The 24,223-nt window shown below is 48.4% G+C and carries 14 protein-coding genes and 1 pseudogene; 2 read left to right on the forward strand and 13 right to left on the reverse strand.

From position 1 onward, the window contains the following. Positions 1–2 precede the first annotated feature (2 nt). Positions 3–1,349 (reverse strand): DNA recombination protein RmuC, encoded by a 1,347-nt coding sequence (gene rmuC, locus DXD25_RS00700; protein WP_117661326.1) that lies wholly within the window; start codon positions 1,347–1,349, stop codon positions 3–5. A 197-nt stretch (positions 1,350–1,546) separates the two neighbouring features. On the opposite strand from rmuC, the gene DXD25_RS00705 reads away from it, so the two are divergent. Next, entirely contained in the window at positions 1,547–2,833 is a 1,287-nt protein-coding gene (locus DXD25_RS00705; RefSeq protein WP_117661327.1) for a M18 family aminopeptidase, read from the forward strand. Positions 2,834–2,977: 144 nt separating this feature from the next. Here the strand turns inward: DXD25_RS00705 and DXD25_RS00710 are convergent, their stop codons facing one another. The 7 genes and pseudogenes from DXD25_RS00710 to DXD25_RS00740 all read right to left on the reverse strand — a co-directional run. Next, the gene (locus DXD25_RS00710; protein WP_117661423.1) at positions 2,978–4,729 is read right to left on the reverse strand and encodes a RagB/SusD family nutrient uptake outer membrane protein; all 1,752 of its coding nucleotides are present in this window, start codon (positions 4,727–4,729) and stop codon (positions 2,978–2,980) included. A 26-nt stretch (positions 4,730–4,755) separates the two neighbouring features. Further along, positions 4,756–7,452: a SusC/RagA family TonB-linked outer membrane protein gene (locus DXD25_RS00715; protein ID WP_117661328.1), complete on the reverse strand. Its 2,697-nt coding sequence runs from the start codon at positions 7,450–7,452 to the stop codon at positions 4,756–4,758. Positions 7,453–7,729: 277 nt separating this feature from the next. Further along, positions 7,730–9,151 carry a chromosomal replication initiator protein DnaA gene (dnaA, locus tag DXD25_RS00720; protein WP_117661329.1) on the reverse strand — a complete coding sequence of 474 codons (1,422 nt, stop codon included), beginning with the start codon at positions 9,149–9,151 and terminating at the stop codon, positions 7,730–7,732. A 351-nt stretch (positions 9,152–9,502) separates the two neighbouring features. Beyond that, positions 9,503–10,402 (reverse strand): MlaD family protein, encoded by a 900-nt coding sequence (locus tag DXD25_RS00725; RefSeq protein ID WP_117661330.1) that lies wholly within the window; start codon positions 10,400–10,402, stop codon positions 9,503–9,505. A 72-nt stretch (positions 10,403–10,474) separates the two neighbouring features. Next, positions 10,475–11,743 carry an N-acetylmuramoyl-L-alanine amidase gene (locus DXD25_RS00730; RefSeq protein ID WP_117661331.1) on the reverse strand — a complete coding sequence of 423 codons (1,269 nt, stop codon included), beginning with the start codon at positions 11,741–11,743 and terminating at the stop codon, positions 10,475–10,477. A gap of 51 nt (positions 11,744–11,794) precedes the next feature. Next, positions 11,795–12,178, reverse strand: coding sequence for a dihydroneopterin aldolase (gene folB, locus DXD25_RS00735; protein WP_117661332.1), 384 nt, complete (start codon positions 12,176–12,178; stop codon positions 11,795–11,797). Continuing rightward, positions 12,159–12,680: pseudogene (locus tag DXD25_RS00740) on the reverse strand (ribonucleoside-diphosphate reductase, adenosylcobalamin-dependent); the annotation flags it as partial. The gene folB and the pseudogene DXD25_RS00740, both read right to left, overlap by 20 nt. 358 nt (positions 12,681–13,038) lie before the next feature. On the opposite strand from DXD25_RS00740, the gene DXD25_RS00745 reads away from it, so the two are divergent. Continuing rightward, complete coding sequence (locus tag DXD25_RS00745) at positions 13,039–13,779, forward strand: nitroreductase family protein (RefSeq protein ID WP_117661333.1); 741 nt, start codon at positions 13,039–13,041, stop codon at positions 13,777–13,779. 60 nt (positions 13,780–13,839) lie between these two features. Here the strand turns inward: DXD25_RS00745 and DXD25_RS00750 are convergent, their stop codons facing one another. The 5 genes from DXD25_RS00750 to DXD25_RS00770 all read right to left on the reverse strand — a co-directional run bounded on the left by DXD25_RS00750 (position 13,840) and on the right by DXD25_RS00770 (position 24,194). Continuing rightward, entirely contained in the window at positions 13,840–17,328 is a 3,489-nt protein-coding gene (locus DXD25_RS00750; protein WP_117661334.1) for a discoidin domain-containing protein, read from the reverse strand. Between the two features lie 244 nt (positions 17,329–17,572). Next, the gene (locus DXD25_RS00755) at positions 17,573–19,045 is read right to left on the reverse strand and encodes an MFS transporter (RefSeq protein WP_117661335.1); all 1,473 of its coding nucleotides are present in this window, start codon (positions 19,043–19,045) and stop codon (positions 17,573–17,575) included. Positions 19,046–19,074: 29 nt separating this feature from the next. Continuing rightward, a complete protein-coding gene (gene kduI / locus DXD25_RS00760) occupies positions 19,075–20,040 on the reverse strand; it encodes a 5-dehydro-4-deoxy-D-glucuronate isomerase (RefSeq protein ID WP_117661336.1) in 966 nt (321 codons plus the stop codon). Positions 20,041–20,118: 78 nt separating this feature from the next. Beyond that, positions 20,119–21,486, reverse strand: a complete 1,368-nt coding sequence (locus DXD25_RS00765) for a PTS galactitol transporter subunit IIC (RefSeq protein WP_117661337.1) — start codon at positions 21,484–21,486, stop codon at positions 20,119–20,121. Between the two features lie 230 nt (positions 21,487–21,716). Further along, a complete protein-coding gene (locus tag DXD25_RS00770) occupies positions 21,717–24,194 on the reverse strand; it encodes a bifunctional UDP-N-acetylmuramoyl-tripeptide:D-alanyl-D-alanine ligase/alanine racemase (protein ID WP_117661338.1) in 2,478 nt (825 codons plus the stop codon). Positions 24,195–24,223: the final 29 nt, after the last annotated feature.

Genomic DNA, 24,223 nt, shown 5'->3' on the forward strand with positions numbered 1-24,223 from the left:
AATTACTCCTCTAATGCCTTGATCTGCTTTTTGGGAGTTACACCCAGATTCTTCAGGCTCTCTACCCTTCTCATTACATTGCCGGTACCATCATAAAGCTGCTTTTTCGCTTTATCATAGGTACCGGAGAGGCGAGTGAGGAGATCACCTATGCTCGTGAAGGTGTCTTCGAAAGTCGCTACCTTATCATATAGATCGGCTGCCGTCTTCACGATTTTCTCTACATTCTTGTTCTGACGGTCATACTGCCAGAGATTATACGCCAGCTGCAACGCCATCAGGAGATTGCTAGGAGATATGATGATGATCTTCTTCTGATAGGCATAGCGACTCAAATCAGGCTGCTGCTTCATCGCAGCGATATAACTCGTTTCGTTAGGGATAAACATCAGGACGAAACCGATGGCATCATCCACCAGTTTGGAGTAATCCTTTTCGGCAAGTTCGTCGATGTGCTTGCGCACACTTTGGGCATGCGACTTCATCAACCTCTCCCGCTCCTCATCGGTCTCTGCCGCCAAGGCATCGGTATAGGCGGTGAGAGATACCTTGCTATCTATCACCACGCTCCTGCCTTCCGGGAAGCGGACGATGACATCGGGACGGAAGTTCTTGCCGTTCTCATCCTTGGTGTTCTCCTGAATAAAGAACTCCTCGTCCTTTCGCAAACCGCTGTTTTCGAGGATGGTTTCCAATACCATCTCGCCCCAGTCGCCCTGCATCTTGCTATCCCCCTTCAAAGCCTTGGTAAGGTTGGCGGCATCAGAACCGATCTTCGAAGTCTGCTCCTTCAGACTTGTTACAGCCTGCTGCTGTTCCTGCTGGAAGAGCTTCATCGTAGCCTCGAAGGTACTCTGCAGTTCCTTCTTATTCACCTCGTTCTGGGTCTTGCTTTCTTCTACCGATTTCTTGAAATCGGCAAACTGCTCCTTGATAGGTTTCAGGAGTTCATCCATCTGGAGTCGGTTGTTTTCCTGGAGGGCCGACTGCTTGGCAGCGAGCTGTTCGGCAGCAGCCTTCTGCTGTTCGATGGTCATGCGATGCATCTCCTGCTTCAGGCTTTCGAGTTTCTGTGCCCACTGCTGGTCGCTTTCAGCACGGAGTTTTTCGGCAAACAGCCGTTCGTTCTCCATCTGCGCTTTTAAGGATTGCACCTCAGCAGCATGAGATTGTTTCAAGGATTGCACCTCAGAAGCATGATGCAGATTACTCTGTTCGATATTAGCCTGCAGCACCTGAGCCTTCGCTATAAGCTGCGTTTTCTCCTCTCCCGCCTTTTTTCCTTCCATCAGCTTGCCCACGAAGAATCCGATGGCAAGACCTATAACGATTCCTATTACTATTTCCATTTATCTTTGTTTTAAATGATTCTGTATATCTGCCAAAATTATGATGTGCAAAATTAATGCTTTCAAAACATAACACCAAACATCATAGGGGATTCTTGTAGATATTTAACTATTATGGAAAAAACAGGTAGAAATATGAGATTAAATGAAAATTTTGCATTATCTTTGCAGCATAATTAATATATAAGATATAGACTATGATCAAAAGATTATTATCCTTTTTAGACGCTTCGCCAGTGAACTTCCTGGCTGTGAAGAATATCTCCAAGGAATTGGAGAAAAATGGGTTCAGACGATTGAACCCTCAGGAGCCGCTGGGCAAGGTTGTGGCTGGTGACAAGTTCTTCGTTACCAAGAACGACTCTTCTATCTATGCTTTCCAAATCGGAAAGAAGACACTGGCTGATGCCGGCTTCCACATGATCTGCGCTCACTGCGACTCCCCTACCTTCCGCATCAAGCCAAATGCAGAGATGCTTTGCGAGGGCGGTATCGTGAAACTGAATACCGAGGTGTATGGTGGTCCTATCATGTCAACCTGGTTCGACCGTCCGCTCACTCTGGCGGGTAGAGTTATCGTAAAGGGCAAGGATGCGATGCATCCGAAGACGCTCCTGCTCCATATCCAGCGCCCATTGCTGCAGATCAGCAATCTCGCTATCCACTTCAACCGACAGGTGAACGATGGCGTGAAGCTGAGCAGGCAGAAGGATGTGCTCCCTATCCTTGGCATCATCAACGATGAACTGGAAAAGGGTAATCTGCTGATGAACGTGATTACCGGCGAACTGAATATCCAGAAAGAAGATATCCTCGACTTCGACCTCTATCTGGCTGATGCCACTCCTGCCTGCACCTTCGGTGTGCACGATGAGTTTATCTCTTCGGGAAGACTCGATGACCTGTCGATGTGCTGGGCGGGCGTAGAGGCTCTGACGGCGGCTGATGCCCAGGATACGACTCAGGTGCTGGCGATTTTCGACAATGAGGAGACGGGTTCGCAGACCAAGCAGGGTGCGGGAAGTCCTTTCCTCTCTTATATGCTGCAGCGCATCGCCCTTGCACAGAGCGGAACGGAGGAGGCGTATTATCAGGCAGTGGAGCGTGCCTTCATGATTTCAGCCGATAATGCGCATGCCTGGCATCCTAACTACAGCGAGAAGTTTGACCCAACGAATCATCCGATGCTGGGGAGCGGTCCGGTCATCAAGTTCAATGCGGCACAGAAGTATGCGAGTGATGCGGTATCTGCTGCCATCTTCGCGAATATCTGTGAGGCAGCGGGTGTGCCTTGTCAGCGTTTCGTGAACCACAGTGATGTGGCTGGCGGAAGCACTTTGGGCAATATCCTCGCCTCTTCCATTCCATTGAAGGGCGTGGACATGGGTAATGCCATTCTCGCCATGCACAGTTGCCGCGAAACCGGCAGCGTGATGGATCACGAATATTGCGTGAAGGCTTTCACCAAGTTCTATCAGCTGTAATTTGAAAGCTTTTGCCCTTACAGGGCGGCAGGCTTGCATCCATAATTACCCAGGGCGGATGCCCTGGGCTAGGAGCTTCTGCCCTTTACCTTTCCCTTCGGCCGGTGACCGTTGGTTCAGGGCGTATGGAGACAAGTATGCTCTTTATGATTTCTTCTCATACCCCTTATTCTGCTCCAGTTTCTTATTCAAATCGATGCATTTCTGCGGTATCGGGAAGACGGTGGTATAGCCAGATTCCTCGCCCTGAAGTGGGGTGCGGAGATCATAAGCTGCCGTAAACTTGCCGAAACGGATGAGGTCCTGGCGGCGCCAACCTTCCCATACCAGTTCCAGCAATCGCTCTTCCAGGATATTGGCAAGCGTTGCCTTGCGATTCGGCATGCCTACACGGGCACGGATCCTGTTCAGTTCCACATCACCATTCTCTCCCAGGCGAACCTTGGCTTCCGCCTTCATCAGCAGCACATCGGCATAACGGAAAAGAACGATGTCGTTGCTCTGCAGCTTGCCATCCATATACGAAGTTCTATCTACCTCGTATTTCGCCATTCTCGCTCCAGCCGTCTTGATATACTTGCTGCCAGTCAGGTTCTGAGCCACCTCAAAAGGCTGATACTCCAGAGGCTTACCATTATCCATCAGCAGTTCCTTGCCATCCACCTTCACTACACCTGCCACAAAGTTCATCTTGCAACGGGTGTCCTCGTCTGCTTCGCCATAACGGTTGGCCTTCATCGTAGCAATCGTAGCACAGGTACCATTCTCACTACCCCATCCCAAGGCACCACCATGCGTATAATGGTAAGAGCGGAAAAGATAATGAAACTGATTGGTATAGATATTCTTATCCATTGGAATGGTAAAGATGTTCTCCTTCGATGTCTCATTGTGCGTAGAGAAATTGAAGGCATCATCTGCCTCCAGGTCATACCCCTCCCCGGCAAGTTTATCGCAATAGTAAATGCAGGTTTCCCAGGCATTCAACTTCTTGCTGCGGTTCGCACTCGCCTTGCCGCCATTGAGCAGAGAGGCTCCATCGGCAGTCTGCACCATGAAATAGACATCCTTGCCCTTAGGTCGCTTCGCATACCCCTTGGTCCAGTCATCAAACATGTAGATCTCGGCATTCAGCGCCAATTTTGCCAGCAGAAAGTTAACCACAGGCTGCGTGATGCGGCCATAGTAATTGCCCTCCTTGTTGCTATGCTCATCGGGAAGATAAGGCAGCACCTGCTGCAACTCGCTGAAAACGAAGTGGAACACCTCGCTCCGCTCGCTTTGAGAAGGAAGAGAAGCACCAGTGACAGAAGGAAGAGTGGCATCAGCTCCCCCAGCATTCGCATAAAGGGCAGCTTCTCCCGAAGACAGAATCACCGGAATCCTGCCAAACATATCCATCGCCTCGTAATACATCAATGCCCTTAAGGCACGAACCTCTGCCTGAAACTGGTCTTTCTGGTTTGCTGTGAGCAGAGACGACTTGGCTTCAATGATGTCGAGCGACTTGTTTGCCAGAACTATCACCTTATAGAGATACTTCCAGGTATCATAAAGCGGCTCATCATCAGCCGTCCAGTCATGCCGGTACATGGCATTCCACAACCCACCGTCATACCAGTCGCCTCCACGAATCGGAATCATCGCCTCGTCGGTAGTCAGCGTGTTGTAGTCGTAGATGCCACGGCAGGTACCCTGAATACCCTCACTCTCGTTGGTGCCGCCGATATAATTATAGAGTGAAGCCACGGCGTTGGTATAAATATCCAAGGCAGAGCCATAAATGGCTTCCTCCTCGAGCTGGTCCTTCGGATGCTCATCCAGACAGGATGTCATCGTCAGCGATGTCATTGTCAAGGCTGCTATCAGGAAAAAGTATATTCTATATCGTTTCATATATTTCTGCATTTAAAGTTCTGCATTTAGAATTGAACACTCAAACCCAGCGAGAAGGTGCGGTAAAGCGGATAGGTGCGCTTGTCGTCGATACCCATCGTACTGTTCACCACATAACTGTTGATCATCGGCGTCAGTCCGCTATAACTGCTGATAGTGAAAAGATTGTTCACGCTTGCCGACACCCTGAGCGACTGCACCACGCCCTTGCGGATAGGAATATCATAACCCAGGGTGAGATACTCGAAGTTAAGATAATCGCCTTTCTCCAGCCAATAATCGGATACATTCTGGTCAACGATGTTCTTCTCCGGGGCACCCTTCAGCACGTTGTAATCCGGGAAACTCGACATGTTGGTATATGCCAGCCCCGTTCCATTGAAAATCTTATGTCCAAAAGCACCATTCATCTGCAAGGAAAGATACCAGTCGCGATAACGGAAACTGATGTTTGAGCCAAGCGTCACCTTTGGCGTTGCCTGTCCGGCGATATATCTGTCACCGCCATCACTCAAATCCACGGTTCCGTTCTTATCTAAATCTTCGATATCATAGCGATAATGCCCGTTACCATCTTCTACAAGTCCCTTGCAATGAGGTAGATAGAAGACACCCAGCGGCTGTCCCACTATCTGATAGACCACATTGTTATAACCGCCATGCTGACCGGCACCCGATAAGGCACCCATCGCCGTGATATCCGCCGCCGACATCTGCATGCCATCATATTCGCCACTGAGCGAGAGGAGTTTGTTCTTCTGCCAAGCCAGATTCATATTGATGTTCAACTCCATATCCTTCTTCTGTATAGGCGTGATGGAGAAGCCCACCTCCAATCCCTGGTTGCTCATCGAACCGATGTTTGCCAAGAGCTTATCGTAGGCGAAAGGTGGCACCGGCACATCGTAGGCATAGAGCATATCGGTGGTCTTGGAATAGTAATACTCCGCCGTCAGCACGAGACGGTTGTTCCACAACCCCAGGTCGGCACCCAAGTTCCAGGTGGCACGCGTCTCCCACTTCAGGTCGGGATTGTTGTTGCGAATCATACCCATCGTTACCACAGGCGAACTGTTCACCGAAACGATGCCGTTCTGTCTCACAGTGTTCATGGTGGTATAGGCAGAGATGCCGCCCAGATTACCCGAACGTCCATAACCCGTACGCAACTTGAGCATCGTAATCGCCTTGAGCTGGCGAAGCCATTCTTCCTGCTTCATATCCCAGGATAAGGAAACGGATGGGAAGAAACCCCAGGTATGGTCGTCGCCCACCAAAGAAGAACCGTCGCCACGCATGGAAACTGAAAGACTGTACTTATTATATAAGGTATAGTCGATGTTGCCCATCACGGAAGCCAGCGCCTGGTCTTCATAGTTGCTGTCTGTACCGCCGAAAGGACGGGAAGCGGCAGCACCGATATTGTGGTAATACATACTATTGTTTGAGAATCCCTTGGCAGAAGTCCAGAATCCCGTACGGATATCCTTCTGATACTCAGCACCTGCCATCGCCTTAAGGCTGTGAATGCCCCACACCCGCTGATAGTTCAAGGAAACATTGGCAAGCCATTCCTCGCTCTTGAACTCCCCCCGATAGAGATTGCCCTGCGCCCACACCCAGGTAGGACAGAACTGGTTATTCTCGTTGGAAGTATAACTGTATGCCCCGAAGGCAGAAATGCTCAGGTTGCTCAAAATATCATAGTTCAGTTTCAGATGGGCATTGAAGTTCATGTTCTTCGTATCCCTGCGCTCTTCGAGCAGGGCACCGGGAGGATTCACCTGCGAAGCAGCTCCATTCTTCACCCAACTGCCATTCAGCCTATCAAAAGGATAGGTAGGATTCATGGCATCGGCAGAATAGAAAAGCATCTGACTGTCGAAGATATCATTGTTTTTATAGGATGAACCGAACACGCCGAAATCACCCGTCAGTCTATCACCAAACGCCTTCTGGGTAACATCAATCTTAGCCACCAGGTTGCGATAGCCCTTGCTCCGGATGATGGTGTTATGGTCGATATAGCCAAAGGAAGCCCGATAGTTGCTCTGCGGAGTACCACCGCTGAAGGCGAGATAATGGTTCTGCACATTTCCGGTTCGGGTAATGGCTTTGGAGAAATTGGTATCAAATCCCTTATTGTTATATTCCAGCCCAAACTTCTGTGCAGCAGCTATGTATTCAGCGGCATTCAGCATCTCCATACTCTTGAACATCGCCTCGATGCCATAGTTGCCCTCGTAAGAAATCTGAAATCCCTTACCCGTTCCCTTCTTGGTCTTCACCTGGATAACGCCCGAAGCACCACGAGAACCATAAAGAGCGGTCTCACTGGCATTCTTCAACACGGTAAAGCTTTCGATATCAGCAGGATAGATCGTAGCAAGCGTTGCTACATCCGAGGTTACACCATCGATGATGACCAATGGGTCGTTGCCGCCCATGATGGAAGTGGTACCACGAACCCGCACAGAGTTGAGCATGGCAATACGGTCGAGACCATTGGTAGTAACGTTTACACCAGCCGTCTGTCCATTCAAGGCATCAAGGGCATTATTGAGTACGCCCTTCTTCAGCAGTTCAGGCTCCACCACGCTCACCGAACCGTATAAGCGCAATGAATCCAGACCTTTGATATTTTCTGACTGGGCATGGAGGGTATGAGGTGCAAGAATCATCGCACCTACGGCATATAATATAACTTTTAAGTTCTGTTCCATAACTATATCTGAGTTTAGTTTAGGCTCAAATCTATTTCGACTGCAAATATAATAAAAAAGAATGATACAAAATCGCTTTTTCCCAAAAATCTTTCGAAAAAAGGCTCAAAATACTTTATGTACAAGGTAATCATAAAGTTCGAAGGAAAGAAAAACGGAAAAAGGAAGCCAAGACAAATACAAACTTATCCGACTTCCTTTTGTTTCATTTATATAAACGAGAACCACTATACCAAGGTTCCGTGCTTATCTATGTTAATTATCTCTTCTATGTTAATTATCTCTTTACTCTCAATCCATTCTCGATGCTGGAGAGTTCATCGAAGAACTCGGCATCAATCTTCAGCCGCTCCTCTACCTTGGCGCAACTGTGGATAACCGTGCTATGATCGCGATTACCAATGAGTTTGCCCACCCTGGAAGCAGGCATCTTGATGAGTTTCTGAGCCATGAACATCGCCACCTGACGCGCCTCCACGTACTCACGCTTGCGGCTCTTGCTATTGACTGCAGCCACCGTTACCTTGTAATGATTGCAGACCGCCTCCACGATTTCATCAAGGGTGAGCACCTTGTTGCTCTCCTCAACCTTGACGGCACGCTTGATGACACGCTCAGCCAGTCGGATATCGATGCTGCTGTTATATACGATACTGTAAGCCAGCAAACCATTGATGGCACCCTGGAGATCACGCACACTGCCGTTGCAGGTCTGTGCGATGAAGGAAACCACATCCTTCGGAATCTTCAGTCCATCCTTGCGCACCTTGTTGCTCACGATATCGACGCAGAGTTCCACATTCGGCTTCTCCAACTCCGCCACCAGTCCACAAGAGAAACGGGTGATGAGTCGGTCTGGCATATCCTTGAGTTCTACCGGAGGGCGATCACTCGCCAGAATGATACGCTTTCCGTTGCGGAAGAGGTGATTGAAGATGTGGAAGAAGGTATTCAAGGTCTTCGCCTTGCCTGCCCAATCCTGCACATCATCCACGATGAGCACATCGATAGACTGGTAGAAATTGATGAAATCATTGCTCGCATTATGCAGCACCGCATCGGTATATTGTGTCTGGAAGAGGCGGGCACTGACATAGAGCACACGCTTCTGCGGATACATCTGCTTGGTTTTCAGACCGATGGCATTCACCAGGTGAGTCTTTCCGCTACCAGAAGGACCATAGATGAACATCGGATTGAACTGCGTGGTATTCGGATGCTCAGCGATAGACAATCCCACCGAACGTGGCAGCTTGTTGCTGTCACCCTCCATATAATTATTGAAGGTGAGTTTCGGATCAAGTTGGGTGTCAATGTCTTCAAGCTGCTGTGGTTCTGCCGGGTTATCCTGTATCTGTGGCTGCTGTGCCAATCTCTTGCGCTCAGCCTCATCAATATCAGCCGGATCAGCTTCCACATCCTGGGTCAACTTGTGCTCCTTATCCGTTACCACCCGATAAGTGAGACGGATGCCATCACCGAAATTGCGATGCAGGACCTTGCTCAACAAGCCAACATAGTTCTGTTCCAAGTACTCATATACGAATGGACTTGGAACTTGAACCAACAAAGTCTTGGTCGAAGGCTTGTACGACTCAAAGACTATTGGTCGAAACCATGTATTATATTGCTGCTCTGACACATTATCTTTTATAAGCAAAAGACTATTGTCCCAAAGCGCTTTTGGACTTGCTAACATTGACACTATTTACTACTTATTTTAATTGATTTTTTACCTTAACACTACATCAGATTGCACCATCTGATGCAAATCGACTGCAAAATTACAAAAAAAAGCCCAAAGTAGCAAATCGGGCTATTTATAATATTTTAAGACTACCTAGATAACTATCTCATAATCAAGCAACTAAGAAAGTTATCCACAATTGCGTTTTAGGGGCAGTGAAACAATTTTGAAACACCCCGAAATAGCTAAAAAACAACAAGTTCTGTAGCTATTCCGGGGCGTGAAACATTGCCTTTATTATTTAGACAAAATTTATTTTGGCTTTTTCCTCAAAGAAGCCCTTAAAGCGGTATTTTTGAGGCTCTACTTGTCTTTCTTGCCAAAAATTGAGAAGTGAACATAGCGCTTTGGATGCGCCTTGAGATCGATAACCAGAGAGTCGGCATGCGACATGGTTGAGTTCAGATTCTCATAGAGGCGGGTATCGTTCATGAGGAGACCGAGGCTACCCTTCCCGCTGTTCAACTGCTCGGTGAACTTCTGCGCACCATCGAGGGTGGCATTCACACGGTCGAGTGTGCCCTGCACATCAAGGCTCGCCAGATTAGAGGTGAGTCGGTTGGTATTGTCAAGAACACCATTCGCCTTCTTCATCATACCTGGAACCTGCTTGTTCAATCCAGCCATCAGGGTATTCAGCTCACGGGTGGAAACGGTGAGGTTGCTGGTGATGGTCTCTACATTGTGGAGGGAAGCAGCCAGGGCAGGATCAGCCAGGAGTGCATTCACACTGGTGAGGATGGAATCCAGCTTAGGCAGCATCTTCTCAACAACCGGAATCATTTCGGCAGCCTTGCCCATCATACCGGAATTCACCGTACCAGGGATGATGCCGCCCGGTTCGATACGCTCACGAGGATTGTTGGCAAGCAGGAGACTCACCTGGAGATTGCCCATGATATCCTTAGAAATCTCTGCGGTACTACCCGCAGGGATTCTCAGATCCTTATTGATATCCACCTTGACCTTGATGGGACCCTTTCCTGAATAGTCGAAATCCAGCTGATCCACGGTACCCACCTTGTAGCCATCGGCATAGATAGGGGTAGAAGCACCCATACCCTGGATGTCATCAAACGTCATATAGTAGGTGTTATTGGTAGAGAACAAGTTGATGCCTTTCAGAAAGTTGATTCCGAAATACATCACCAAGATACCTACAATAGCGACCAACGCTATCCTAATTTCCTTTGTCAATTTCATATTTATCTATTTTTGTTCTTTTTATTATACCTATTTATATAGAGCGAATCGCAGGCTGCCCGAAAAAGGGAGCTACCGGTTGCGGTTCTGCTTGAACTCCCGGATAGCCTGGTTCACGTCATATTTCTGTCCGTTCTTGAAGGCGATGATGAAAGCCTCCGGGAACTTCTCCAGCTTTTCCTTGCGCAGGCGATAGATTTCGTTGTAATTGGTGGATGCACCCAGGGTGTATTTCACCAGATTGCCTTCCTGGAAACTATCGTAATCGGTTTCGCCCTTGAAATGGGCATCGCCCTTGCGAAGGTTTCTACTACCTACGAAAATCTGAAGCTTGAAGACCGGCGCATCAGCTACCTCAGCCTTCTTCACTTCCTTCTTCGGCTCCTGCTTCTTCACATCCTTCTTCGGCTCCTGCTTCTTCACCTCCCGCTTTGGCTGTTCAGGCGTTGCCTCTTCACGCTTCGGCTGCTTTCCCCTCGTTACGACACGAGTCTTAGGCGCAGGTTCCTGATCCGGAACAATCTTCGGGATATTCACTTCCTCGGAATCCTTGGCACGATAAGGAACGGAAACCGATCTGTCGTACTTATTCTTGTATTTAGCGAAAGCCTCGTAGATGCCACGGGCGATATCATCCACTCTGCTGTCATTGTTGAGTAGGCGCTCTTCATCAGGAGTGGTGATGAATCCCAGCTCAATGAGACAGCCCGGCATGGAAGTCTCTCTCAATACCAGGAATCCCGCCTGATGCACGCCCTTGTCGGGACGGTTGGCACCATCGCAGACACCTCGCTGAATCATTCGTGCCAGCTCTACGCTGCGCTCCATGTTCTTGCCCTGGATGAACTCGAAGATGATATAGCTCTCAGAAGAGCGGGGATCGAAGCCCTGATATCTCTGCTGATAGTCCTTCTCCATCGAGATGACGGAGTTTTCTCGCATCGCCACATCGAGATTATCCTTGGCACGGTGCATACCGAGGGTATAGGTCTCGAAGCCACGAGCCACCTTTCCTGCCGGCAAGGCATTGGTATGCACGGAGATAAAGAGATCGGCATTGGCACGGTTGGCGATATTCGCACGCTCATTGAGCGGGATGAAGACATCCGTCTTGCGGGTATAGATGACTCTTACCTCCGGGAGATTCTGCTCCACATACTTACCGAAGCGCAAGGCAACGGCAAGATTGATATTCTTTTCCTTGGATATGGCTCCGAGCGCTCCGGCATCATGACCACCATGACCGGGGTCGATGACCAGCGTGAACCGCTTATTGGCAGCTAACGATGTCATTACAAACATGCACATCAAAGCCCATATCAGTGTTACTTTCTTACACATACTTTCTGATGATTTTGCAAAATTACTACTTTATTATCAGAAAACCTAATTCTAACTATAAGTTTTATCATTTGTTAATACAACCTCTACCCCTGCGCCGTCGCTATCGGCACCCATCGGTGGATTCACCTTGGTGATAGAGAGTTGGAGTTTCTGGATTTCCGGGAAATCGGAAAAGAGCCTATGGGCGATTCTGCCTGCCACATGCTCCAGGAGCTTGCTGGGCACCGCCATTTCTTCTCTTACCTTCTGATAGACCTCGGCATAATTGAGGGTTCCCTGAAGATCATCGGTCTTCATGGCAGAAGAGAAGTCATAATCCAGCACCAGGTTGACAAGATAATCGTTGCCAACGATTCGCTCCTGCGGCAATACGCCATGGAAAGCGTGGAAACGCACATTCCTGAGGTATATCTTACTGCTCATCAATTTCATCTTCAGTCTCCTTATAATCTATTCCGTTTTCCAAGTTATCTATTCCATTTTCTTCATAGAGGTACTTCTTCAAGGCTCTTTCCACGCCCACCCGCCAGGTGTTGAGGGTTTCGGAGGTGAGCTGCAGCTGATTGACCAGCTTGATGACGTGGGCAACCGGCATACGATAGCGCAGAACACCGGATATGAGCTTGGCATAGTTCCAATACTCGGGATTGAACTTCTCGCTCAATCCTTCGACGGTAATCTTGTAGCCACGCTTGTTGACAAACTGGAAATCATATCGCTTCTGTCCTTCCGGGAGCACCGTCTTGATAATCTTGCCCTTGGTAACAGACTTGGGGAGCATGATGCCTTCATCCTCATCCTGCAAACCGGTGAATATCTCGTAGGGATGCCCATTGAGCAATCCGACCAAAGCCACCCATTTCTCCTTATTGTTCTGGTATCTTACCACATCGCACTCCAATTCCTTAGGTCGTACCTCTACCACTTCCGGACTAACGAGCGATTTCTGCGTTTCTTCGGAAACGAGTTTCGCCAATGGCAGATGGAGCTTATTCCAATCGACATTCTGCGCATCGAAATGCTCATGCAGGTCAGCCAATCGGGTCTTCAAATCTTTCATCAAGGCATGGCTCGCCTCTTCGAAGGTCATATTTTCAGTATATTCCATATTAAACGTTTAATAATTAGCTGCAAAATTAAAACAATATTTCTAAAATATGAAACGTTTGAGCAGATATTTCATCAAAAAACGCACGAAAAGCGCATTATGAAGCAAAAAATGTAAAAGAACCGTGTTCTTTTTGGGAAACTTTCATTATCTTTGCATAAGATATTAGAAAAAGAAACAAGATATGGAATCAATCAAGAAAAGAACCTCGATTCGCAAATATGCCGACAGAGAGGTAACAGATGAACTTTTGAACCAGTTGCTGGAAGAGGCGATGCGTACTCCTACCATGGGAAACCTGCAGCTCTACAGCGTAGTGGTAACCCGCAGCGAAGAGGGAAAGAAGGCTTTGGCTCCTGCCCACTTCAACCAGCCGATGGTGACAGGCGCTCCTGTGGTACTCACCATCTGTGCCGACTACCGCCGCACTACCCTCTGGGCAGAAAACCGCAAGGGAACCCCGGGATACGACAACATCCTCTCGTTCATGAATGCGGCTACCGATGCACTGCTCTTCACGCAGACCTTTACCAATCTGGCAGAAGAGGCGGGTCTGGGAACCTGCTTCCTGGGCACCACGGTGTATATGCCGAAAATGATCATCGACACCCTGAAGTTGCCGAAGCTGGTAATGCCAGTGGCTACCCTTACCATCGGATGGCCGGATGAGCAGCCTGACCTGAGCGACCGTCTGCCATTGCGCAGCATCATCCACAACGAGCATTTCGAGGATTATACCCCAGAAAAGATTGATGACTTCTATGCCGAGAAGGAAACACTGGAAGAGAACCAGGAGTTTGTACGCATCAACAACGTAGAAACATTAGCCCAGGTTTTCACCGATATCCGATATACCAAGAAGGATTGCGAAGCCATGAGCATCGGATTCCTCGATGCCCTCAAGCAGCAGGGATTCCTCAAATAAATAAAAAAGCGCATCAGCAAGTTAATCTCGCTGATGCGCTTTTTTATTTTACGTTCAGTTTTACTTATTGAAACCTGTAATCTCTACGTATGGAGCCTGACCTCTGCCATCCTCATCACGATAAGATACCTTGATAGTCTTGCACTCGTTCGGCATCAGACTGAAATAGTTATCGCTGTAGATAACAGGGAGAATCTGCTCACCATCACCACCCTTCAGGTTCAGGCGAACCAAGAGGGCAGGTACATTGCCAGTATTGCGGATCACTACCTCGCCAACCCACTCTTCACCCTGCTGAACGAAACGCTTGCCGCTGACAGCAACATCTGCCTTTGGCAACTTAGAGAGTGCCTGGAGATTGTCCTCTTCCTTACCCATCACATAGAAGTTGTCAGAAACCACCTGGTTGTTCTGCTCCAGAGTCAACTTGATGTAGTAAACCTCCTCATCCGGTTCACTTACGCTAACGGCATCGAGAGTCTGGTCTTCCGCCACATTCACTTCCTTGCTCTCCTCCTTGATCAACTTTCCGTACATATCAAAGACCTGAGCCTTGGCAACCAAGCCATTCTTGGCACCACCGGCAAAGTTAACTACCTCGGCAACCTTCTTCACTGGGTTGTACTGGATATGCAATGGTTCGCAAGCCTTCTTCACACCAAAGTAAGCCGCAGTTGGCTCAAAGTAATAATCGTAGGTACACCATACCATGCTTGGCCAGCAGGCATGACTCATCCAGATGAGCAAACCAAGACGGTCCTGCTGAGAAGACTCGTACATCGCACGGTAGCCATCATAGTTGAGCCACTGTGCCCACTTGGTAAACTGCTCAGCACTCTGAGGCTTGCCATATCGCTTCTCCATGATGTTGTTGAAAGATTCACCACCCTGGGCGCCCTTCAATGTATAATCATGCTGTCCCCAAGCATCGCTCTGTGGCCACAGATGCTCCGTTTCCATCATTCTGCTCAGAGACTCGAAGGTAGGCACATTCGGCATACCACGCTCTGAATGCAGCTTATGGCTCTGATTAGCGAAGTAGAAAGATGGTGACTTCATCTGGTAAGGACCATGACCGCTCACACCCAGGTCGGCAGAGCTAGGAATATAACCCAACTGTGGATGGATATCCTTGACCTGCTCTCTCAGCACCTTGTCGATGGATGCAGGAGGGAAGCCCTCGTTTCTACCGCAATAGATACCGATACAAGCATGGCTGCGGATGCGGGAGATGTAATCGGCAGAGTTCTCGAGGAACATCTTGTCGTCATCAGGATCCGGTCCGTCCCATGGGTTAGCCAGCCAGAAGTCCTGCCAGATCATGATACCATACTTATCGCATGCCTCATACAGTTCCTCATCACCAATCTGACCTACCCAGTCGCGAATCATATTGTAGTTCATCTCCTTATGGTAGCGAACGGCAGTATCGTATTCACGTCCACGGTAGTTGAGGTTGGTCTCAGAGAATCCCCAGTTACCACCCAATGGATTCAATCGCTTGCCATTGATGTAGATCTTGGTCTGGGTATCCAGGTCGGCATAGCTCATCTGGCGGATACCCGCCTTATAGTTGATCTCAGAGATTACCTCGCCTGAAGCCTTGTCAGATACCTTGAAACCGGCATCATATAAATAAGGTGAACCATAGCCGTTAGGCCACCAGAGATTCATGCGCTGGTTCTTGAGCTGAGGATAATCAGCTGGAGCGAAAGCCACCTCACGCTTCTCGTTTGGCTGCAGGCTAACTTCCTGCTCGAACTGGATCTTGCCGATAAAACCGGAAAGCTTCACGGTCTTAGCCACGGCATCTGCATTCTTCAGGAAGACATATGGAGTCATGGTTGCCAATGTATCCGGCAGATTCAAGGTAGATGTTACCAGCGGATCGGAAACGCTCACACCGTTATCGTGGGTAAGATAGACATCATTCCAGATACCGATTTCACGACCTGGGGTATTGGTAATCCAGTCCCAGCCGATAGATGCGTGGAAGGTTGGGTTATCAGCACCCAACTCACCACCATTGAGGTCGGTATTTTGGAGATTTTTCTGCTTCACCACGCCGAAGTGGGCATTCTTGATGACATGCACCTCGAGCTTGTTGGCACCCGTCTTCAACTTCTTGGTCACGTCGATGCGAGAGCGGATAAAGGCACCGTCAATTCTGCCAATCTTCTCACCATTCAGGAGGATATCAGCCTTCCAGTTGATACCATCGAAGTTAAGATAGGTATGCTGGTTCTTGTTGGCAGATGGCTGATGGTTGATGGTAGTACGATACCAGAAATCAGAGTTGAAGAACGACTCGGAAATCTGTCGCATATTATCATCGTAGCGGTTATCAGGCACCGCACCGATATTCATATAGCTGGTAAGCACGGTACCAGGAACGGTAGCCTGAATCCAGGCATCACTTCCCTCACGGCGCAGCTGCCACTGGTTGAGCATCTGCTTGCCATTCTTAGAAGACAAAGTGTTGGCTGCCTCGGCACGCAAGCCACCCTTACCCATCACCTGCATCTCTGACAAGGCATAACGACCGGAAGCATCCGGCTGGGTAAGCAGCAATCTCACATATCTGCCATGCCCCTTGCAAGCCACCTTCTCGATCAAGCCCTTCTGCTTCTGCTGACCCAGGGTAGCAATATCACTCCAGTTTCTGGCATCACAGGAAACCTGAATCTTGCCCTGGCGAGCCTTGTTGACCCAGAAGAGATTCACCTGATCGAAATCAGCCACAGTACCTAGATCTACATAGAGCCACTGGGCATTCTTTGCCAATTCAGACTTCCATACACTGGAGAAGTGCATGGATGGACGCCATGAAGTAGTATTTTCGATAAGTTTGACGCGCCACCACGCAGCACCCGGCATCGTAAATTCGATGCGAACATGCTCGTAGTTGCCCGTTTTCTTCAAAGGTATGGAAACATTCAGCTTGCGGAGCGGCAATCGCACAACATCCTGGAACTTGTTAGGGTCGGAACTTACCTGCTGCTTGGTAGCCTCACCAGGAAGTCCGGTGCCTTTCTCTTCACCCAGCACCTCCCATTTCGTACCATTGTGTGAACCCATCACACGAATCACATACCCCTGAGTAGCCTTGTCCTGATAGTAAGCCAATTCACCTGTAAACTTCAGATTTCTGAGGTTTACCTTCATGGCTTCCCAATTGAACTCAGCAAAAGCCTTCTCGCCCTTGATATACTGACTGGTGACCGTGTTGCCATCAATCATCTTCTCCTTGTCACGGTTGGACAACTCGCCTTCATTCGTTCTTACACTCAGGAAGGAAGGAGCCTTGCTGGTGATGATACCATCTGTTACCAGATGACCTGTAAGATTGAAATCGGCATTCGAAGAAGTATATACCATACGGTTCAAGGCGATGTTCCTATAGGTATCATCCTTCACCATTTGAGGAGCCGTAAACTGAGACGGGCGTCCCGGATACTGTCCGATACCCCTTGTCCCGGTCTGATCGTCGGCATAAGTCAAGCCCAGAGCCTGGCTGAGTAAAGCTATAACCACAACTGCTTTCTTCATTATTTTTTAAGTTTAAGTAATATACTAAGTTTTGTGCAAAGTTACAAAAAAAAATTATACGCACAAATATTTTAAACCAATTTATTTATTCTTGCGTATTTTAGGGGCAAAAAATACCCAATGCCCTATAAAAACAAAGAAAAAGCGCAACAGGCAAATAGTCTGTTGCGCTTCTATCATTAAATTTCAATTGAACTAGTACTCATTTCTTCTTAACGGTTCACGACCAACCGTCAATCACCAACTACTCAACGACGATTGGCTTGTACTTAGGCACCAATGCCTTCATGATACACCAGCCTACGAGGTAAGCCACGCTGCAGATGCAGAATACAATCATATAAGCACCTGGCTTGCCATCGAAGCCCATGAAGGTGAAGGCAGAACCCTGACCCTCTGCGTAGGTAAAGAGCATACCAGAACCCTTGTTGATGAGGAAAGAACCGATACCACCCGCCATAGCACCAATACCAGTGATGGTAGCCACAGTTGACTTAGGGAACATATCACCGATGGTAGAATAGAGGTTGGCAGACCAAGCCTGATGACCTGCACCGAGCAAACCGATGATGACAGCTGGCCACCATGCACTATACTCACCCATAGGCTGAGCTATCAGACCGAGCAATGGGAAGCAGGCAAAAATCAACATCGCACGCATTCTACCGATATATGGATTCATACCCTTCTTATCTACAAAATAGGTTGGCAAATAACCACCACCAATACTCAATACCGTAACAATCGCATAAAGAGTGAAGATGAGGGCAATACCCATGCCAGAGTCTGAAGAGTAACCATACTGATCAGAGAAGTAAGCAGGAGCCCAGAAGAGGAAGAACCACCATACACCATCGGTCATCAACTTACCCACGATGAACGACCAAGTCTGGCGATAACTGAAGCACTTGAGGAAACCGATTGTCTTCTCCTCAGAAGCCTCTGCAGTCTCAACTTTCTCAGCCTCAGCATTTACCTTCTCCAAATCTTCATCCTGCTCAATGTAAGTAAGCTCAGCCTTGTTTACATGCTTGCTCTGAGAAGGCTTCTCATAAAGCCACACCCAGAGACCCATCCATACATAACCGAGCACACCGATGATGATGAAAGCCCACTCCCAGCCCATGCTGCGAGCCAGCAATGGAATGGTAGCTGGAGCTGCCAAGGCACCTACAGATGCACCACTATTGAAGATGGCTGTAGAGAAAGCACGGTCTTTCTTTGGGAAATACTCAGCGGTTACCTTGATGGCTGCAGGGAAGTTACCTGCCTCACCCACAGCAAGAATCAAGCGGCAAGAGAGGAACAACCATACACTGATGGTGGCGATAGCTACAGCTGCATCACTGCCAGCCTGTACCAGGCGGAGTGCCTCGATAGAATCGTAACCCTCGATCTCCATAGCTACCCAACCGCAACCTGCGTGCATCACAGCACCGGTTGACCATACGAAGATGGCGATGAGATAACCTTTCTTGGTACCCATCCAATCCACGAACTTACCTGCGAAGAGGTTGGCGATGGCATAGAAGATAGAGAAAAGACCGGTAATCGTACCGTAGTCATCATCAGTCCAGTGGAATTCTGGAGCGATGAAGTCTTTCCATGTTAATGACAGAACCTGGCGGTCCATATAATTGACTGTGGTGGCAATAAAAAGCAACGCACAGATTACCCAACGGAAGTTGGACATTTTACTTGTTGAAATAGGACTCATTTGTCTCAGTTTTTAAGCGTTTTGTTTTGTTATTCTAATGTAGGGATCTTTACCACCTGCATATCATTATAGATGAGGTTCTCACCCGCCATACCCCAGATAAAGGTATAGTTGCTGGTACCTGCAGCGCAGTGGATAGACCATTCAGGAGCAATGACAGCCTGCTCATTGTTCAACCAGATAGGACGTGTCTCCTGTGGTTCACCCATGACATGGAGAATCTTCTGACCTTCTGGGACATTATAATAAAGGTAAGTCTCCATACGGCGGAGGTGAGTATGAGCTGGCATGGTGTTCCAAACAGAACCCTCCTTCAACTCGGTAACACCCATCTGCAGCTGGCAGGTACGGACACCAGCCACGCCATCGATGATCAACTGGTGGATCACACGGTCGTTGCTCTCCTTCAGGCTACCCGCCTTGATGTTGTTGGCATCCTTCAGGGTTACCTTCTTGGTAGGATAGGTCTGATGAGCGCAAGCACTGTTCATATAGAACTTAGCAGGCTTGGCAGCATCCTTGCTGCTTACCTCGATGCTCTTGGCACCACGACCTACATAGAGAGCCTCCTGGAAAGCAAGTGTATATTTCTTGCCATCTACGGTAACTGTTCCCTCGCCACCGATATTGATGATACCCAACTCACGGTTGTCGAGCAGATTCTTCTGATCGTTTGGCTTATCAGTATAAAGCGGAGCGATAGAAGTGAGCTTCAAAGGAGCAGTTGTTGGCTCTGCACCACCGATGAGGAAACGGTCGAACATGGTGTAGGTCCAGTTTACCTCACCTGGAGCGAACACCTTCTCGATAGCGAACTCACTGCGGAGACGCTCGGTTGTATAATGCTTGGCATCCATCGGATTGCTCGCATAACGAACGTTATAATTAGTATAGGCATTTTCTGCCTTCACTTCGTATCCACACTTACCACACTGGCCAAAAGCCTGACTTGCTGTTAATACCATTGCTGCTAATATTAATGTTAATTTCTTCATAATCGTTTACTTTGAACTTTGAATTTTGAACTTTGAACTTTATGATTACTTAAATTCTTCGTTCTTCACTTTCTTGTTTTATTTCTTGGCTGCTGCCTTTTCTTCTTTCACGATGCGCTGGCGGTTGAGAACCAGCAGGGCGATGGTGATGATGGTGAGCACACCCATACCGATGTAAGAGAGCTTGACGCCACGATAGATGACCCATCCGAAGAGAGAGGAAGCGAAATCGAGCGCACCACCTGCGAATCCGTCAGGAATATGAGCGGCATTATCGCCTGTGGCAGCATATACCTGGTTGGCTGCCATCGTAAAGTCAGGTGCCATATCGGTTACGAAATAGAGACCGATAATCAGGGCTACCAAACCGATGATAAGGGTCTTCACTACATTACCCTTGGTAAATGGCAGAATCAATGGGAAGAGGTAGAACATTCCTGCCAATGATGCCAATGGCAAGAACTGGTTGCCAGGCAGGAATACTGCGATTGCCAGGATAACCGGAATCAAGATGACTGATACTACCAAGGTAGTAGGATGACCGATAACCAAGGCAGGACTCATACCGATATGTACCTTCTTGCCGTTGAACTTGGTCTTGACCAACTCCTGTGTCTTCTCAGAGATAGGCTTCAAACCATCGATAAAGAGAGAGGTGATACGAGGAATCAACTCCATCACAGCTCCCATGGTTACACCCAGGAAGAGAATCTTCTTGATATCCAACTGAGCAGCCCAACCAATCAGGGCACCTACGATGACACCGAGAACCAATGGTTCGCCAAGTACGCCAAACTTCTTCTTCAATCCCTCTGCATCTACATCGAGCTTAGAGAAACCAGGAATCATATCCAGAAGCTTGTTGAAGACGATGGCAAATGGCATGAAACTCTGGCAGAATGGCTGCGGAATAGAGATTCCATCCAAGTCGTAGTACTTCTGGAACTTGTCGGCGGTCAGGTCTGCACATACCAATGTAATCATATAGCAGACGATGGCTGCGAAGTATCCCCAAAGCAAGCTCTCGCCCATCACGAAGTAAGCTACGGCACCGATGAATGCGAAATGCCAGTAGTTCCAGAGGTCGATGTTTACCGTACGGGTGGTCTTGGTAATCAACATCAGGAAGTTGACACCCAAGCAGATTGGGATAATCAAGGCACCCACCGCAGTATTATAAGCTACGGCAGCAGCTGCAGGCCATCCCATATCAAACACATTCAACTGCAGGTGATAGATGTCGGAGATAGCCTTCAACGGGTCATTGAAGTTGGTAGTCAGCAAAGCTGTCACCACACCCAGTCCCACGAAACCCACACCTACGAAGAGTCCCGACTTCAAAGCCTTTCCGAATTTCATGCCAATACACAGTCCGATGACCGTGAAGATGATAGGCATCATCACGCTCGCACCCAGACTAATAATATAGCTAAATACTTGTTCCATTATTACTTTTGAATTGTTAAATAGTTAAAGAAATACACATAAAAGTGCACCCTTGCTTGTTTTTAGATGATTTGTTGGTTGCAAAGATACACTTTTTTATTCATATTCAATACGTTTTAATGGAAAAATTTACGTAAAAAAGAATCCCATCCGAGCTTTTCGGATGGGATTTATCGTTTTTTATACGTTTTTGCACGATTTATTGTCGCCAGCAACGCTTCTTTTCACGCTTAATCCTGGTAATAAACCCTCTTCACTCGGTTGCTGATGGTGGTCAGCACTTCGTAAGGAATTGTCTCCAGAATATCACTCAACACCTGAACAGGAAGATGCTCGCCGAAGATTTCCACGCTATCACCTTCCTTGCAGTTGATGCCGGTGACATCGATCATCGCCACATCCATACAGATGTTGCCTACATAATCTGCCTTCTGACCGTTGACCAGACAGTAGGCATGGCGATTGCCGAGACGGCGGTTCAAGCCATCAGCATATCCGATAGGAATGGCAGCGATGACACTGTCCTTATCGAGGATGGTCTTGCGACTGTAGCCCACACTATCGCCCGCCTTCACGTTGTGCATCTGGAGAATGGTAGTCTTCAGGGTGCTCACGCAGTTGATGGTCTTGTTGTTGCGGGAGTTGATGCCATAGAGTCCGAGACCCAGACGGCACATATCCAACTGGCGCTCCGGGAAGTGCTCGATACCTGCCGAATTGCAGATATGGCGCAGGATCTTATGGTCGAAGGCAGCCTGCAACTGTCGGCTTCCCTTATCGAAGAGTTCAAACTGATGGGCTGAGAAATCATCGAAACTATCGTCATCGCTTCCCACGAAGTGAGAGAAGACAGAACGAGGGATGATGGCATTCTGATGCTTCAGCTTACCGATAAGCTCCTCCATATCGTTTTCAGGATCGAAGCCCATGCGATGCATACCGGTATCGAGTTTGATGTGAACAGGGAATCCGGTGACACCCTCCTTCTCGGCAGCCTTGATGAGTGCATCGAGCAATCGGAAAGAATACACCTCAGGCTCCAGGTCGTAATCGAACATAGTCTTGAAGGCCGTCATCTCCGGGTTCATAATCATGATGTTGCTGGTGATACCGTTCTTGCGAAGAGTGACACCCTCATCGGCAACAGCCACAGCCAGATAATCTACACGATGATCCTGCAGGGTCTTGGCAATCTCTACCGCTCCGGCACCATAGCCATCCGCCTTGATCATGCAGACCAGTTTGGTTTCCGGCTTCATGAAGGCACGGTAGTAGTTGAGGTTGGCAACCACCGCATTCAGATTGACCTCGAGGGTGGTTTCATGCACCTTCTGCACCAGCAGTTCGGTAAGCTGATCGAAACCAAACTGGCGGGCACCCTTCAGGAGGATGACCTCATCGCGGAGGGAGGCAAAGACCTCGCTATTGATAAACTCCTCCACATTCGGGAAGAAGAACTTTTCTGAAATCTGAATCGTATCATGCTGCTTGCAGAGTTCCGGACCGATACCGATGAACTTCACTACGCCACGCTTGCGGGCAAGATCGCTCACCTCTTTATATAGAGCCTCTGGAGTCTGACCACTCTGATAGATATCGCTCAAGATCAAAGTATGGCGACGACCACGATGATCAGGACGGCGGTTCATGAAGTCGAGAGCGATGTCGAGTGAGTTGATATCGCTGTTGTAACTGTCATTGATGAGGGTACAGCCATGCTGACCCACCTTTACCTCCAGTCGCATCGCAACCGGTTCGAGCAGTGCCATACGCTTGTCGATATCCTCGGCAGAGAGTCCGATCTTGGAAGCGACAGCAGCACAGATGATGGAGTTCTGGATGGAAGCATCATCGATGAAAGGAATGGAGAAACTATCCTCTACACCTTTATATATATAGGTGATGACGCTCACGCTCTGCTGCTTCTCAATCTTCTTGACATAGAAAGGAGCCTCAGGGTTCTTGAGCGACCAGAAGAGTTTCTCGCCTTTATAATCAGGATATTCAGCCACCACCTTGGTAATCACCTCATCATCGCCATCATAAACCACGGTTTCAGCATCATGGAAGAGGATGAGCTTCTCACGGCATTTCTCCTCCAGGGAAGAGAAGTTCTCCTGATGGGCTGAACCCACATTGGTAAGAACGGCGATGGTAGGCTGGATGATGTCACGGAGGGCAAGCATCTCGCCAGGCTGACTGATACCCGCCTCGAAGACACCTACCTGGGTCTGCTCGTTCATCAGCCAGACAGACAATGGCACACCTATCTGGGAATTGTAACTGCGAGGGCTGCGGGTAACGAACATGCTTGGCGAGAGCAGCTGATAGAGCCACTCCTTGACCATCGTCTTGCCGTTGGAACCCGTAATACCCACGATAGGGATATTGAATTCATCACGATGGCGCTCAGCCAGACGCTGAAGAGCCTCCAGCGTATTGACCACCTTCAGGAAGTTAGCCTCCGGATAATCAGAAGCATAGCCCTTAGGGACATCAGTTACCACAAAGTTTTTCACACCTCTGCGATACAGTTCAGGGATGTAATTATGACCATCATTGCGCTCAGACTTGAGTGCAAAAAACAGAGTTTCCTCTGGGAAACAAAGAGAACGACTATCGGTCAGGATAAAACCGATGTTGGTATCATTGTCTCCATAGCGACGCGCACCTATCAGTGTGGTTACCTTTTCAATAGTATATGTCATTGTCTTAATACTTTAAATGTTCTACATTA

The organism is Prevotella sp. TF12-30, from assembly GCF_003436715.1.
Lineage (GTDB): Bacteria > Bacteroidota > Bacteroidia > Bacteroidales > Bacteroidaceae > Prevotella > Prevotella copri_A.

Coding starts and splice junctions, on each gene's coding strand:
- DXD25_RS00725 (WP_117661330.1), bottom strand. CDS start 10,402: ATGAAATTGACAAAGGAAATTAGGATAGCGTTGGTCGCTATTGTAGGT.
- DXD25_RS00730 (WP_117661331.1), bottom strand. CDS start 11,743: ATGTGTAAGAAAGTAACACTGATATGGGCTTTGATGTGCATGTTTGTA.
- DXD25_RS00755 (WP_117661335.1), bottom strand. CDS start 19,045: ATGAGTCCTATTTCAACAAGTAAAATGTCCAACTTCCGTTGGGTAATC.
- DXD25_RS00770 (WP_117661338.1), bottom strand. CDS start 24,194: ATGACATATACTATTGAAAAGGTAACCACACTGATAGGTGCGCGTCGC.
- folB (WP_117661332.1), bottom strand. CDS start 12,178: ATGAAATTGATGAGCAGTAAGATATACCTCAGGAATGTGCGTTTCCAC.
- dnaA (WP_117661329.1), bottom strand. CDS start 9,151: ATGTTAGCAAGTCCAAAAGCGCTTTGGGACAATAGTCTTTTGCTTATA.
- DXD25_RS00710 (WP_117661423.1), bottom strand. CDS start 4,729: ATGAAACGATATAGAATATACTTTTTCCTGATAGCAGCCTTGACAATG.
- DXD25_RS00715 (WP_117661328.1), bottom strand. CDS start 7,452: ATGGAACAGAACTTAAAAGTTATATTATATGCCGTAGGTGCGATGATT.
- DXD25_RS00745 (WP_117661333.1), top strand. CDS start 13,039: ATGGAATCAATCAAGAAAAGAACCTCGATTCGCAAATATGCCGACAGA.
- kduI (WP_117661336.1), bottom strand. CDS start 20,040: ATGAAGAAATTAACATTAATATTAGCAGCAATGGTATTAACAGCAAGT.
- DXD25_RS00750 (WP_117661334.1), bottom strand. CDS start 17,328: ATGAAGAAAGCAGTTGTGGTTATAGCTTTACTCAGCCAGGCTCTGGGC.
- rmuC (WP_117661326.1), bottom strand. CDS start 1,349: ATGGAAATAGTAATAGGAATCGTTATAGGTCTTGCCATCGGATTCTTC.
- DXD25_RS00705 (WP_117661327.1), top strand. CDS start 1,547: ATGATCAAAAGATTATTATCCTTTTTAGACGCTTCGCCAGTGAACTTC.
- DXD25_RS00765 (WP_117661337.1), bottom strand. CDS start 21,486: ATGGAACAAGTATTTAGCTATATTATTAGTCTGGGTGCGAGCGTGATG.